The organism is Tsukamurella asaccharolytica, assembly GCF_007858435.1.
GTDB lineage: Bacteria > Actinomycetota > Actinomycetes > Mycobacteriales > Mycobacteriaceae > Tsukamurella > Tsukamurella asaccharolytica.
Genome location: NZ_VIGW01000017.1, coordinates 23285 through 35610, shown reverse-complemented (window position 1 = coordinate 35610; position 12326 = coordinate 23285). Strand labels below are relative to the sequence as shown.

Annotated in this window: 15 protein-coding genes; 2 read left to right on the top strand and 13 right to left on the bottom strand. The window is 70.4% G+C overall.

The features are described 5' to 3' along the window. Positions 1–163: 163 nt before the first annotated feature. The 9 genes from FK529_RS18455 to FK529_RS18415 form a co-directional block, all read right to left on the bottom strand. Complete coding sequence (locus tag FK529_RS18455; protein ID WP_146563978.1) at positions 164–904, bottom strand: SDR family NAD(P)-dependent oxidoreductase; 741 nt, start codon at positions 902–904, stop codon at positions 164–166. A gap of 205 nt (positions 905–1109) precedes the next feature. Further along, a complete protein-coding gene (locus FK529_RS18450; RefSeq protein ID WP_438947214.1) occupies positions 1110–1586 on the bottom strand; it encodes a DUF456 domain-containing protein in 477 nt (158 codons plus the stop codon). Between the two features lie 6 nt (positions 1587–1592). Next, entirely contained in the window at positions 1593–2426 is an 834-nt protein-coding gene (locus tag FK529_RS18445; RefSeq protein WP_146563976.1) for a GNAT family N-acetyltransferase, read from the bottom strand. Positions 2427–2475: 49 nt separating this feature from the next. Then, positions 2476–3624 carry a flavodoxin-dependent (E)-4-hydroxy-3-methylbut-2-enyl-diphosphate synthase gene (gene ispG / locus FK529_RS18440; protein ID WP_146563974.1) on the bottom strand — a complete coding sequence of 383 codons (1149 nt, stop codon included), beginning with the start codon at positions 3622–3624 and terminating at the stop codon, positions 2476–2478. 17 nt (positions 3625–3641) lie between these two features. Next, positions 3642–4886, bottom strand: a complete 1245-nt coding sequence (locus FK529_RS18435) for a M50 family metallopeptidase (RefSeq protein ID WP_146563972.1) — start codon at positions 4884–4886, stop codon at positions 3642–3644. Positions 4887–4908: 22 nt separating this feature from the next. Beyond that, positions 4909–5829 carry a GlxA family transcriptional regulator gene (locus tag FK529_RS18430; RefSeq protein WP_146563970.1) on the bottom strand — a complete coding sequence of 307 codons (921 nt, stop codon included), beginning with the start codon at positions 5827–5829 and terminating at the stop codon, positions 4909–4911. A gap of 18 nt (positions 5830–5847) precedes the next feature. Next, positions 5848–6387, bottom strand: a complete 540-nt coding sequence (locus FK529_RS18425) for a cysteine hydrolase family protein (protein ID WP_146563968.1) — start codon at positions 6385–6387, stop codon at positions 5848–5850. Positions 6388–6465: 78 nt separating this feature from the next. After that, positions 6466–7608 (bottom strand): 1-deoxy-D-xylulose-5-phosphate reductoisomerase, encoded by a 1143-nt coding sequence (gene dxr / locus FK529_RS18420; RefSeq protein WP_146563966.1) that lies wholly within the window; start codon positions 7606–7608, stop codon positions 6466–6468. 4 nt (positions 7609–7612) lie between these two features. After that, the gene (locus FK529_RS18415) at positions 7613–7933 is read right to left on the bottom strand and encodes a DUF952 domain-containing protein (protein ID WP_146563964.1); all 321 of its coding nucleotides are present in this window, start codon (positions 7931–7933) and stop codon (positions 7613–7615) included. Positions 7934–8056: 123 nt separating this feature from the next. On the opposite strand from FK529_RS18415, the gene FK529_RS18410 reads away from it, so the two are divergent. Continuing rightward, positions 8057–8320, top strand: coding sequence for a DUF2631 domain-containing protein (locus FK529_RS18410; RefSeq protein ID WP_146563962.1), 264 nt, complete (start codon positions 8057–8059; stop codon positions 8318–8320). Position 8321: 1 nt separating this feature from the next. On the opposite strand, the gene rlmN is transcribed toward FK529_RS18410, so the two are convergent. Beyond that, positions 8322–9434, bottom strand: a complete 1113-nt coding sequence (gene rlmN / locus FK529_RS18405; protein WP_146563960.1) for a dual-specificity RNA methyltransferase RlmN — start codon at positions 9432–9434, stop codon at positions 8322–8324. Positions 9435–9539: 105 nt separating this feature from the next. Here rlmN and FK529_RS18400 point away from each other — a divergent pair, with 105 nt between their 5' ends. Then, a complete protein-coding gene (locus tag FK529_RS18400; RefSeq protein WP_146563958.1) occupies positions 9540–10013 on the top strand; it encodes a LapA family protein in 474 nt (157 codons plus the stop codon). A gap of 27 nt (positions 10014–10040) precedes the next feature. Here the strand turns inward: FK529_RS18400 and FK529_RS18395 are convergent, their stop codons facing one another. From FK529_RS18395 to pyrH, 3 genes are read right to left on the bottom strand one after another with little or no spacing between them, the layout of a single operon-like run. Further along, complete coding sequence (locus tag FK529_RS18395) at positions 10041–10949, bottom strand: phosphatidate cytidylyltransferase (protein ID WP_438947213.1); 909 nt, start codon at positions 10947–10949, stop codon at positions 10041–10043. A 2-nt stretch (positions 10950–10951) separates the two neighbouring features. Next, entirely contained in the window at positions 10952–11509 is a 558-nt protein-coding gene (gene frr / locus FK529_RS18390; protein ID WP_126198995.1) for a ribosome recycling factor, read from the bottom strand. Positions 11510–11555: 46 nt separating this feature from the next. Next, positions 11556–12326 (bottom strand): UMP kinase, encoded by a 771-nt coding sequence (gene pyrH / locus FK529_RS18385; RefSeq protein ID WP_193559729.1) that lies wholly within the window; start codon positions 12324–12326, stop codon positions 11556–11558.

The window sequence follows — 12326 nt, the reverse complement described above, 5'->3', positions numbered from 1 at the left end:
ATCACACGGACGTTTCGCATCTGGTCGGTTTCCTCACATAGTCGACAATTCGGACTTCCCGGGCATCGTCATCGACCGAGGTGACCTGATGGTGAACAGCGCGCGGCCGAAGGGTGATCATCGAGCCGCCGACCCAGCACGCCGCGCCGAACCTTCCCGCCCATCAGGTGACGGAAAGACCTCCATCGACGCAGAGGTTCTGGCCGGTCACGAACGCCGACCCCGGCCCCGCGAGGAAGACCGCCGCGGCCGCGAAATCCGACGGTGCGCCGAGTGTCCCGGTGTGCGCCCGCCGTCGGAAGTATTCGGCGCGTTCGGGATCGGCGACCACGGCCGTGGTCATCGGCGTCGCGACCAGGCCTGGCGTCAGCGAGTTCGCGGTGACCCCGGACGGTGCCCACGCCTCCGATTGGGAGCGGGTGAGTCCGGCGATGCCGGCCTTCGCGACGCCGTAGGCGCCGCTGTTTCCGAACGCGCGGTGCGCCTGCGTCGACGCGACGTTGAGGATCCGGCCCCAGCCGCGCCCGGCCATCCGGGGCCCGTAGTGCTGGCCGAGTTGGAAGGGGGCGTCGAGGTTGACCGCGAGGATCTCCCGGTAGAGCGCGTCGTCGATGTCGCCGAGCGGGGGGCGCGGATTACTGCCCGCGCAATTGACCAGGATGTCGATGCCGCCCTCGGTACCCAGACGCGCGTCGACCTGCTCGATCAGCTCGGCCGCACCGCGCCTGAGGTCCGCACTGATCCCGTCGGGTCCGAGCCGGCCGCGGTCACGGCCCGCGCGCAAAACCCTGGCCCCGGCGCCGTCGAGCGCCTCCGCGATCGCCGCCCCGATTCCCGAGCTCGCGCCCGTGACCAGCGCTGTGCGGCCAGTGAGGTCGAACAGTGCAGCGGTCTGAGGATTCATGCCCGTCACCCTACGGAACCGATCGAGCAGCCAGCCGGTACGTCGCCAGACGCGAGGCCGGGCTGTGACGGCGATCGACACCGTTCTCGCCGCACGGCTCACAACGACGGGTGGGCGCGCTGTCGCCGCAGACGATGGCGAAGGTCAGCGTCGCGCTGCGGATCGCCCTCCCCTGACCCACGGAAGGGCCGGGTCGCGTCGGAATTCAGCTCAGCACCGCTGCCAGCCAGATCGCGATGGCGCCGAGCGCCCCGGCCAGCTCGATGAGGATGAGCAGGCCGGCGGCCTTAGTGGCGGCGAGCGCGACACGCCAGCCGGCCCTCGCGCTCTTGAGGCGGATCGCCTCAGCGGCGAAGGTGCCGCCGATGAAGCCGATGAGCAGGCCGACCACGGGGATCACGAAGAAGCCCACGATGCCGACGACACCGCCGACGACCAGGGACCACTTCCCCGCCCCGGCCCTGGCCACAGTGCGCCCGCCGACGAAGTACTTCACGACCCAGGCGAGCACCATCACGGCCAACGCGGCGGCGAACACCCACCAGGCGCTGCCGCCCGTGACGATCGCCCAGATCAGGATCCCGAGCGCCACCAACGACGAGCCCGGCAGGATAGGGACGAGGATCCCCACCAGGCCGATCGCCATCACCACCACGACCGCCGCGTACCCCCATGCGTTCACGAGGTACTAGGAAAGCAGAACAGTGGCGAACGTCGCCACTTGGCGGAAGCCGACGCGCTCGTACGCGCGGCGGGCTGCGACGTTGAAACTGTTGACATACAAGCTGGGGAGCCGCCCCGAGCGGAGGACCGCGTCGGCGACCGCGGCCGTGCCGGCACCGCCGAGTCCCTGCCCCCGCAGGTCGGGCCGCACCCAGACGCCCTGGATCTGCCCGACGTCCCGCGAGACCGCGCCGACCTCCGCCTTGAAGGCGACCCCGGCATCGTCGAACAGCACGTACGCGCGCCCGGCGAGAATGATGTTGGCGACCCTGCGCCGGTAGGCGCGGCCCCCGTCGGCGCCGCGCGGGTCGAGCCCGACCTCGGCGGTGAACATGGCGATCGCGGCATCGAGGTACCGGTCGAGCTCGGCGAGGCGCGCGGGCCGCACGCCGGCGTGCGCGAACGGCGAGTGCTCGGCCATCGTCATCAGCGGCTGCTCGGGCCGGACCTCGCGGGCCGGGCCCCAGGCGCCCTCGAGTCCCTCCCACAGCGGCAGCACCATCTCCGCGCGGCCCACGACCGACGCTGCTGCCCGGTGCCGGCGCCCGGCGCGACCGGCGAAGTAGCGCATGTCGTCGAGGTCGCCGCGCAGGGGCATGAGGTTCGCGCCGGAGAAGCACAGCGAGCCGCCCACGTCCCGGTGGGTCCACAGCTCGCCGCCGAGGCGGCCCGGCTCCGTGCCGCACTCCTGAACACGGCCCGCGACCATGCACGCGGCCACGGGATCGTCGTCGAGGACGGACAGCACCCTCGGCAGATCCCGCGGCGGGACCGGCCGTTCGTGCAGCATCCTCAGCACCGGCGACTCCTCACGCCCCACACGGCCCACCCCAGCGGCGGGCCGCACCTCATGACACCGTGACGACCGGTGTCCCGCTCTCACTATCCCCCGACTCCTCCGCGATGCGCAGAGCTTCCTCGATCAGCGTCTCCACGATCTTGGATTCGGGGACCGTCTTGATGACCTCGCCCTTGACGAAGATCTGACCCTTGCCGTTGCCCGAGGCCACGCCGAGGTCGGCCTCGCGGGCCTCGCCCGGGCCGTTGACGACGCAACCCATGACCGCGACGCGCAGCGGCACCTCCATGCCCTCGAGGCCGGCGGTGACCTCGTTGGCCAGCTTGTACACGTCGACCTGCGCGCGGCCGCACGACGGGCACGAGACGATCTCCAGCTTGCGGGGCCGCAGGTTCAGGGACTGCAGGATCGCATCCCCCACCTTGATCTCCTCGGCCGGCGGCGCCGAGAGGGAGACGCGGATCGTGTCGCCGATGCCCTCGGCGAGCAGCGCACCGAAGGCGACGGAGCTCTTGATCGTGCCCTGGAAAGCAGGGCCGGCCTCAGTGACGCCGAGGTGCAGCGGGTAGTCGCACTGCGCGGCGAGCTGGCGGTACGCCTCGACCATGATCACCGGGTCGTTGTGCTTGACGGAGATCTTGATGTCGCCGAAGCCGTGCTCCTCGAACAGCGACGCCTCCCACAGCGCGGACTCGACCAGCGCCTCCGGGGTAGCCTTGCCGTACTTCTCCATGAGCCGCTTGTCGAGCGAGCCGGCGTTGACGCCGATACGGATCGGGATGCCCGCGGCGCCGGCCGCCTTCGCGACCTCGCCCACGCGGCCGTCGAACTCCTTGATGTTGCCGGGGTTCACGCGCACCGCGGCACAGCCGGCGTCGATCGCGGCGAAGATGTACTTCGGCTGGAAGTGGATATCGGCGATCACCGGGATGTTCGCCTTCTTGGCGATGATCGGCAGCGCGTCGGCGTCCTCCTGCCGGGGGCAGGCCACGCGCACGATGTCGCAGCCCGACGCCGTGAGCTCGGCGATCTGCTGCAGCGTGGCGTTCACGTCGTGCGTCTTGGTGGTGGTCATCGACTGCACCGAGATGGGGCTGTCGCTGCCGACGCCGACACCGCCCACGGTGAGCTGGCGGGTCTTGCGGCGGGGCGCGAGCGTCGGGGCCGGGGCTGCCGGCATTCCCAAACCTACGGACATGTGCTGCTTCTCCGGTTTCAGTTGAAGAGCTTGATCGGGTTGACGATGTCGGCTGTGAGGACGAGCAACATGTACCCGCCCGCGAGCGCCAGGACGACGTACGTCAGCGGCGCGAGTTTCATGTAGTCGACGGGGCCACCCTTGCGGCCGGTGACCAGGTCGCGCAGCTTCTCGAAGATCACCACCGCCATGTGCCCCCCGTCGAAGGGCGGCACGGGCAGCAGGTTGATCAGGCCGAGCATGAGGTTGAGGCCGGCGAGCAGCAGGAAGAAGACGCTCCACATGTTGCGTTCGGCGACCTCACCGCCGATCATCGACGCGCCGACGAGCGACTGCGGGGTGTCGAGGCCGCGCTCCTCGCCCTTGATCGCGTCGATCAGCGCCGGCACCTTCTGCGGCAGCTGCCCGATCGCGACGATCGTCTTGTGCCCGAGGTCCAGCGTGAACGCGGCGGTGCCGCCGATCGCCGTGATCGGGTTGTAGTGCTCCGTCACGCCGAGGGTGCCGACGCTGATGCCGATGGTCGGGCCGGAGACCTCGACGAGGTCCTTCCCGTCGGCCGACGGACGCCACTTCTTGCTGGTCACCGGGTCGATGACGACGGTCCGGGTCTGGCCGTCGCGCTCGATGCCCAGCGTGATCGCGCCCGTCGAGTTCTGCAGTGCGTCGAAGACGGTGTCGGCGTCGACGGCGGTGCCGTTCACCGAGGCGATGACGTCGCCGCGGACGAGGCCCGCCTGCGCCGCGGGGCTCGGGCGGCACTCGCCCACCGGCGTGCTGGGCTGTTCCTTCGTGGGCTTGGTCGTGGCGTCGGCGACGCAGCCGGTGGCGGCGACGGCCGCACGCGGCGTGGCGGTCGTCGACGGCAGGCCCGCGGTGACCGCGACCCCGTAGATCAGCAGCGCACCGAGGATGAAGTTCATGCCCGGGCCTGCGAAGAGCACGAACAGCCGCTTCCATGCGGCCTGCTTGTACATCGCCTTCTGCTGTTCGACAGGGGTCTTCAGCTCGTCCAGCAACGTCATCCCGGCGATGTCGCAGAAGCCGCCGAGCGGCAGCGCCTTCACGCCGTACTCGATCCCGTCGTCGCCCTGGGGCCCCTTCTTCCCCCGCGTCGACCACACCGTGGGCCCGAAGCCGACGAAGAACCGCCGCACCTTCATGCCTGTGGCCTGCGCCGCCCACATGTGCCCGCACTCGTGCCACGCGATCGACGCGAGGATGCACAGCGCGAACGCCGCGATACCCAGTGCGTACATCATGACGTCGAGGATACCGGGCGGATCACGCCGGCCCGGCGGGCTCGGACGCCCGGCGACGCAATCGGCGCAGCATCCGTGCGTCCGAGAATCCGACCGTCCGGGCGGCGGACTCGGCGGTGGCACCGTGCTCGATCAGCAACGACGCGTGTTCGAGCCGCACTTCCTGCTGGTACTTCAGTGGCGTCATCCCCACCTCCGCGGCGAACATCCGGGTGAGCGTCCGTGCGCTCACCCCCGCGGTCGCCGCGAGGTCCGCCAGCGGGAGGTGCGCGGAGAAACCACCGTCGATCGCGTCGAGCGCCCGGTGCACCGCATCGTTGAGGTGGTCACGGTGCTTGAGCATCACGGAGCGCTGCGGAGCGTGCCCGTTGCGGCGGGCGTACACGACCATCGACCGTGCGACCTGCGCGGCGAGGGCCGGGCCGTGCCGGTCCGCGAGCAGCCCCAGCGTCGCGTCGATGCCACTGGCGACCCCCGCCGACGTACGGATACGCCCGTCGGTCACGTGCAGCACGTCCCGGATGACCAGCGCATCGGGATGCCGCTCCGCGAGCGTGTCGCAGTGCTCGTGATGGGTGGTGCATCGCCGGCCGTCGAGAAGGCCGGCCGCCCCGAGAGCGAACGCGCCAGCGCAGACCGACATGACCGCTCCTCCGCGTCCGTGATGCGCCGACAGCCACTGCAGCGCCGCCGAGGTCGCGGGCACGACGCCGGTGCGAGTTCGCCATCCCGAGACCACGATCACATCGTGCGGTTCGAGGAGCGGGAGGTCGGTCTCGGCTCCGAGCGGTAGGCCCTGATGGCTGCGCACCTGAGATGACTCGCCCACGTACCGCAGGCGGTAGTCGTGCCCTAGATCGTGCGCGACCCCGAAAGCGTGCGCCGGGCCGGCGACGTCCAGCACGTGCACCCCTGGCAGCAGCAGGAACGCGATCGTCGTCACGAACCGCAGTCTCGCACGTCAGGCCACGTCGTTGAGCGTCGCGATGGTCGCGAAACGGCCCGCCAGCGCGAACTCGGTCCGCTCGATCACCGCCGGGGCGGGCAGGACCGCGCCGGTGTCCGGTCGGACGATCGGAAAGGTCGCCGTCGCCTCCGTCACGAAGGTCACGTCGTACCCGAGGTCGGCCGCGACGCGCGCCGTGGTCTCGCAGCACTGCTCGGTCTGGATTCCCGCGATCGTGACGGCGCGGACCCCCGAGGCCTGCAGGATCTGGCCGAGCCGTGTGGTGGTGAAGGCGTTCCGGGAGGTCTTGGTCAGTACCGGTTCGCCGTCTGACGGTGCCAGCCCCTCCTGCAGGGTGACGAGGCCCGAATCGAGGTCGAAGGGCCCGCCGGAGCCGGGTTCGGCGTGCAGCACCCAGATCACGGGATCTCGCCTTGCGCGGGCAGCCGCGACCAAGCGATTCACGTCGTCGGCGATGTCGGGATTGGACACCTCCGACCACGAGCCACGGGCGAGGAAGGATTTCTGGACGTCGATCACGAGAAGTGCGTTCATGGTCTCCAGGATTCACTCGTCGGCGAGTCCCGACCAGGTCGGTTCGGGCCGTCGACCGGAACGATCCGGTCATGAGCGTCAGTCGATGCCCACCAGTTCTGCGGCGCGCCGCCGGGCCCACTGCTCCGCCGCCAGCACCTCCGCGACGTCGCGCGGCTCGGCCTGCCACTGGGCACCGTCGGCGACGACCTGCGCGACCGTGTCGACGATGGCGAGGAAGGAGGTGCGGCCGTCGAGGAAGGCCTGCGCGACCACCTCGTTGGCGGCGTTGAAGACGGCCGTGAGGCTGCCGCCGCGGGTGCCGGCGTCACGGGCGACGGCGATCGCGGGGAAGGCCTCGTCGTCGACGGGCGCGAAGGTCCAGGTGTGCGCCTGCGTGAAGTCGCAGGCCGCGCTCGCCCCCGGGACCCGGTTCGGCCAACCCAGCGCGAGCGCGATCGGCAGCTTCATCGACGGCGGCGAGGCCTTGGCGACGGTCGCGCCGTCGACGAAGGTGACCATCGAGTGCACGACGGACTGCCGGTGCACCGTGACCTCGATGCGGTCGTAGGGCACGCCGAACAGCAGGTGCGCCTCGATCACCTCGAGCGCCTTGTTGACCAGCGTCGCGGAGTTCAGCGTGATCATCGGGCCCATGGACCAGGTGGGGTGCCGGCCGGCCTGCTCCGGGGTCACCTCGGCGAGCTCGGCGCGGGTCCGCCCGAAGAAGGGGCCGCCCGACGCGGTCAGGATCAGCCGGTCCACCTCGGCGGCGGTGCCGCCGCGCAGGCACTGCGCGATGGCGGAGTGCTCGGAGTCGACGGGCACGATCTGGCCCTCCGCGGCCCGCTTCAGCACGAGCGACCCGCCCGCGACCAGCGACTCCTTGTTGGCGAGGGCGAGGCGCGCGCCGCTGTCGAGCGCGGCGAGGGTCGGGCCGAGGCCGAGGCTCCCGACCACGCCGTTGAGCACCACGTCCGCCTCGACGGTCTCGACGAGGCGGGTCATGGCATCCGGGCCGGTCAGCGCACCGTCGAAAGCCGCGGCGCGGGAGGCGTCCGCGATCCCGATCCGGGCACCGTCGATGCCGGTCGCACGGGCCTGCTGCGCGAGGAGCTCGGGGTTGCCGCCGCCGGCGCCGAGGCCGACCACCTCGAACCGGTCCGGGTTCTCCGCGATCACCTCCAGCGCCTGGGTGCCGATGGAGCCGGTGCTGCCGAGGATGAGGACGCGGGTGGTCACGGGCTCAGCCTATCGGCGACACCGCGTCGACACCGACCACCGCGGACACGGGGATCGGGCCGTAGACGTGCGGGAACAGCTCCGCCACGCCGGGGGCCGGCGGCTCGTACCGCACGTCGAGCCCCGTCGGGTCGATGGACAGCAGGACGAGGTCCGCGGCGGGCACGTCGGCGTAGAAGCGCTCGCGCACGCCCCGCCACTGCTCCGCGGTGGAGCAATGCACGAAGCCGACGTCCGCCAGCGAGGCTCCGCGGGTCGATACCGCGTACTCTCCGGCCGCGCGGGCGGCGTTCCAGTCGGTCACGATCGCCAGATGGAAGATCACCCGCGCCACGCTACCCAGGAATTCCCGCCCCTCGTACGACGCTCGGTCGTAGCGGGATAGGATTCTTCCGTATCCCGGGCCACGCCCGGTGCTCAGCTGAGGCAGCGACGAAGGAGAACTCGAGTGGCAACCACCGACCTGGAGCGTCAGACCACTTCGAAGGTCGACATCGCCGACGTCCCGTCGCGCGACTGGGGCTGGAGCGGTACCGCCCCCAACGCCGCCCGGATCAGCGGCGTGCTGTTCGCGATCCTCCTGCTGCTGATGACCATCGGCAACCACCAGGGCAAGACGGAAGACCTCTTTCTCGTCGGCTTCGCGGTGGCCATCCTGGGCACGATCCTGATCAACTGGATCACCACCCGCCGCAAGAAGTGGAAGTACTGACCTACTTCTCGTCGGCGGCCAGCTGACCGCAGGCCGCCGCGATCTCCTGGCCCCGGGTGTCGCGCACGGTGCACGAGACGCCCTGCGCTATCACGCGGCGCACGAACTCGTCCTGCCGGTCCTTCGGCGAGGCGTCCCACTCACTGCCCGGCGTCGGATTCAGCGGGATCAGGTTCACGTGCGCGAACTGGCCCAGCTTCCTGCGCAGCTTCTCACCCAGCATGTCGGCCCGCCACGGCTGATCGTTCACGTCGCGGATCAGCGCGTACTCGATGGACACGCGCCGGCCGGTCTGATCGGCGTAATAGCGCGCCGCGTCCAGCACCTCGGCCACGCTCCACCGGTTGTTGACGGGCACCAGTGTGTCGCGGAGCTCGTCGTCGGGCGTGTGCAGCGAGACGGCCAGCGTCACGGACAGGCCCTCGTCGGCCAGCTTGCGGATCGCGGGTGCGAGCCCCACGGTGCTGACGGTGACGTGCCGCTGCGAGATCCCCAGCCCCTCGGGCGCGGGCGCGACGATCCGGCGCACGGCCTGCACCACCCGCTTGTAGTTCGCGAGCGGCTCCCCCATACCCATGAAGACGACGTTCGAGAGCCGTCCCGGGCCGCCCGCGACGTCGCCGTCCTGCATGGCCTTCGCCGCGCTGCGGACCTGGTCGACGATCTCGGCGGTGGAGAGGTTGCGGTCGAGGCCGCCCTGCCCCGTTGCGCAAAAGGGGCAGGCCATGCCGCAGCCCGCCTGGCTGGAGATGCAGAGCGTCGCGCGGTCGGTGTACCGCATGAGCACGGACTCGAGCAGCGTCCCGTCGTGCAGGCGCCACAGGGTCTTGCGGGTCGTGCCGCTGTCCGTTGCAATGTGCCGGACGGGCGTCATCAGCTCGGGCAACAGTGCCTGCCCGACGGTGCCGCGCGCCGCGGCCGGCAGGTCGGTCATCGTCGCCGCGTCGGACTCGAGGCGGCCGTAGTAGTGGCGCGCCAGCTGATTCGCACGGAACTTCGGCAGACCGAGGTCGACGACGGCCTGCCGCAACTCGTCGTCGGTGAGGTCGGCGAGGTGACGCGGGGGCTTGCCCCGCTTGGGCGCGTCGAATACCAGGGGCAGGGAGGTGCTCATAACCCCACCAGTGTCCCACGTCGACGCCGCGGCGCCGACCAGCGATATCCGGGGCCCACAGCGAGTCTGTCGTCGCGGCCCGTCCCGAGGTGGCAGGATGACGCCATGGCTAAGGACGAAGACCGCGTTCGGGACCGCGACGAGGCCGCTGGGATCCCCACCCCTCGCGCCGGCGCCACCGATGCGACGAATCTTCCCGTACAGCGCGATGCCTCCGGTCCGGACGGTCTGGAGCGGGGCGGCGTCGAACCGGACACCGCCGGCGAGGCTCCCCAGGGTGCACCTCCGACCTCGAAGCGGGGGGTCGACACGCGCGACGCCTACGAGCAGGTCAAGCACACGCGGTCGGCCGCGCTCTGGTCCGGGCTGCTCGGCGGCGCCGTGGTACTGCTCCTGCTGCTGGTGTTCATCGTGCAGAACCAGCAGAACACCGAGATCAACCTGATCTTCTGGAAGACCACCCTGCCGCTCGGCGTCTCGCTGCTCATCGCTGCGATCGGCGGCGCGCTGCTCGTGGGCCTCGCCGGGGCCCTGCGCATCCTCCAGCTGCGGCGCGCGGCGAAGAAGCTGCAGGACTGATCCGGCGCGTCGCCGCGCCCTCTGCCGTCAGTTGCCCATCAGCGCGGTCAGCGCCGCCCAGACCACCACCGCGCTCGGCAGCAGCGAGTCCAGGCGGTCCATGATGCCGCCGTGGCCGGGCAGCAGGGTGCCCATGTCCTTGATGCCGAGGTCGCGCTTGACCTGCGACTCGAGCAGGTCGCCCAGGGTCGCCGTGATCACCACGACGGGCCCCAGCAGCAGGCCCCACACCGGGTTCACGTCGAGCAGGAACTTGAGCACGAGGACGGCGCCGATCGCACCGGCCACCATCGACCCGGCGAAGCCCTCCCAGGACTTCTTCGGGCTGATCGCGGGCACCATCGGGTGCTTGCCGAAGAGGACGCCCGAGGCGTAGCCGCCCACGTCGGAGCAGACGACGAGGATGATGAGCGCCGCGACCCGCTGCGGGCCGCGGTCCTCGGGCAGCACGAGCATCGCGCCGAAGGACGCGAACAGCGGTATCCAGGCGAGCACGAACACCGTCGTCGAGATGTCGCGCGTGAAGGAGTTCGGCTCCGCAGTGCTGTGGTGCCCCAGGAGCCGCCAGACGGTGGCGACGAGCACGGTGGCCACGAACGCGGCGAGCACGCCCTCGGTGCCGAGCGGCCAGCTCAGCCAGATGATGGCCTGCCCACCGATGAGCATCGGCCACAGCTCCAGGTCGGTGCCTGCGGCCCGGAACCGCTTGACCACCTCCCAGGTGGCCACGGCGACGGCCGCGGCCACGAGCGGCACCCACAGGTGCGGCGCGAAGTACAGGATCGCCACGATCAGCGCGCCGAGGCTGACACCGACGCCGATCGCGGCCGGGAGATTGCGCCCGGCGCTGATCTTGCGTTTCGCGGCCTCCTGGCCCGCCTCGGGCGGGCCGGGGGGCGGAGCGTGGGAGCCGACCGAGTCGGGGGTGTCCGGCACGGCTAGACCTCCATCAGATCGGCTTCCTTGCGCGCCACGAGGTCCTCGATCTGGGCGACGTACTTCGCCGTCGTCTTGTCGAGTTCCTTCTCGGCGCGGGCCACCTCGTCCTCGCCTGCGTCGCCGTCCTTGACGATCTTCGCGAGCTGATCGTTAGCCTTGCGCCGGACGTTGCGGATCGAGACCTTGGCGTCCTCGCCCTTGCCCTTGACCTGCTTGACGAGCTCCTTGCGGCGCTCCTCGGTGAGCTGCGGGATGCCCACGCGGATCAGCTGGCCGTCGTTGGTGGGGTTGACGCCCAGGTCGGAGTTGCGGATCGCCGTCTCGATGTTGCCGAGCTGATTCGCCTCGTAGGGCTTGATCACCACGAGCCGCGCCTCCGGCGTCGTGATCGAGCTGATCTGGGTGATCGGGGTCGGCGAGCCGTAGTAGTCCACGACCACCTTGGAGAACATCGCCGGGTTCGCGCGACCGGTGCGGATCGACTGGAAGTCCTCCCGGGCCACCGAGACGGCCTTCTCCATCTTCTCCTCGGCGTCGAAGAGCGTTTCGTCGATCACTTGCGTCACACGTCCTTTACTACGAATTGAGTGGTCGGGTCCGGCATCACGGCCGGACGAGGGTGCCGATCTTCTCCCCCGCGACGGCGCGGGCGATGTTCCCCTCCTCCAGGAGATTGAACACCAGCATCGGCATCTTGTTGTCCATGCAGAGGCTGAACGCGGTCGCGTCGGCCACCTTGAGGCCCTTCTCGAGCGCCTCGCGGTGCGTGATCTCGTCGAAGAGCTCCGCCTGGGGGTTGGTGCGCGGGTCGCTGTCGTACACACCGTCGACGGCCTTCGCCATGAGCACGACCTCGGCGCCGATCTCCAGCGCGCGCTGCGCGGCGGTGGTGTCGGTCGAGAAGTAGGGCATGCCCATGCCGGCACCGAAGATCACGACGCGGCCCTTCTCGAGGTGCCGCTTGGCGCGCAAGGGAAGGTACGGCTCGGCGACCTGCCCCATGGTGATGGCCGTCTGCACGCGGGTGTCGACGCCCTCCTTCTGCAGGAAGTCCTGCAGGGCGAGGCAGTTCATCACTGTGCCGAGCATGCCCATGTAGTCCGAGCGGGCGCGGTCCATGCCGCGGTTCTGCAGTTCCGCGCCGCGGAAGAAGTTGCCTCCGCCGATGACCACGGCGATCTCGTGGCCGCTGCGCGCGACCTCCGCGATCTGCTGCGCCACCGTCGTCACCACGTCGGGATCGAGTCCCACCTCGCCACCGCCGAACATCTCGCCGCCCAGCTTGAGCAGCACGCGCTTGTAGCCGTGCCGCGCCTGTTGCTCCGCGTCCTGATCCGTCTGCTGTCCCTGGGCCGTGTCCGTCACGACGACCAT

Coding starts and splice junctions, on each gene's coding strand:
- FK529_RS18455 (WP_146563978.1), bottom strand. CDS start 904: ATGAATCCTCAGACCGCTGCACTGTTCGACCTCACTGGCCGCACAGCG.
- rlmN (WP_146563960.1), bottom strand. CDS start 9,434: ATGAGCACCTCCCTGCCCCTGGTATTCGACGCGCCCAAGCGGGGCAAG.
- ispG (WP_146563974.1), bottom strand. CDS start 3,624: ATGTCCGTAGGTTTGGGAATGCCGGCAGCCCCGGCCCCGACGCTCGCG.
- FK529_RS18425 (WP_146563968.1), bottom strand. CDS start 6,387: ATGAACGCACTTCTCGTGATCGACGTCCAGAAATCCTTCCTCGCCCGT.
- pyrH (WP_193559729.1), bottom strand. CDS start 12,326: ATGGTCGTCGTGACGGACACGGCCCAGGGACAGCAGACGGATCAGGAC.
- FK529_RS18435 (WP_146563972.1), bottom strand. CDS start 4,886: ATGATGTACGCACTGGGTATCGCGGCGTTCGCGCTGTGCATCCTCGCG.
- FK529_RS18400 (WP_146563958.1), top strand. CDS start 9,540: ATGGCTAAGGACGAAGACCGCGTTCGGGACCGCGACGAGGCCGCTGGG.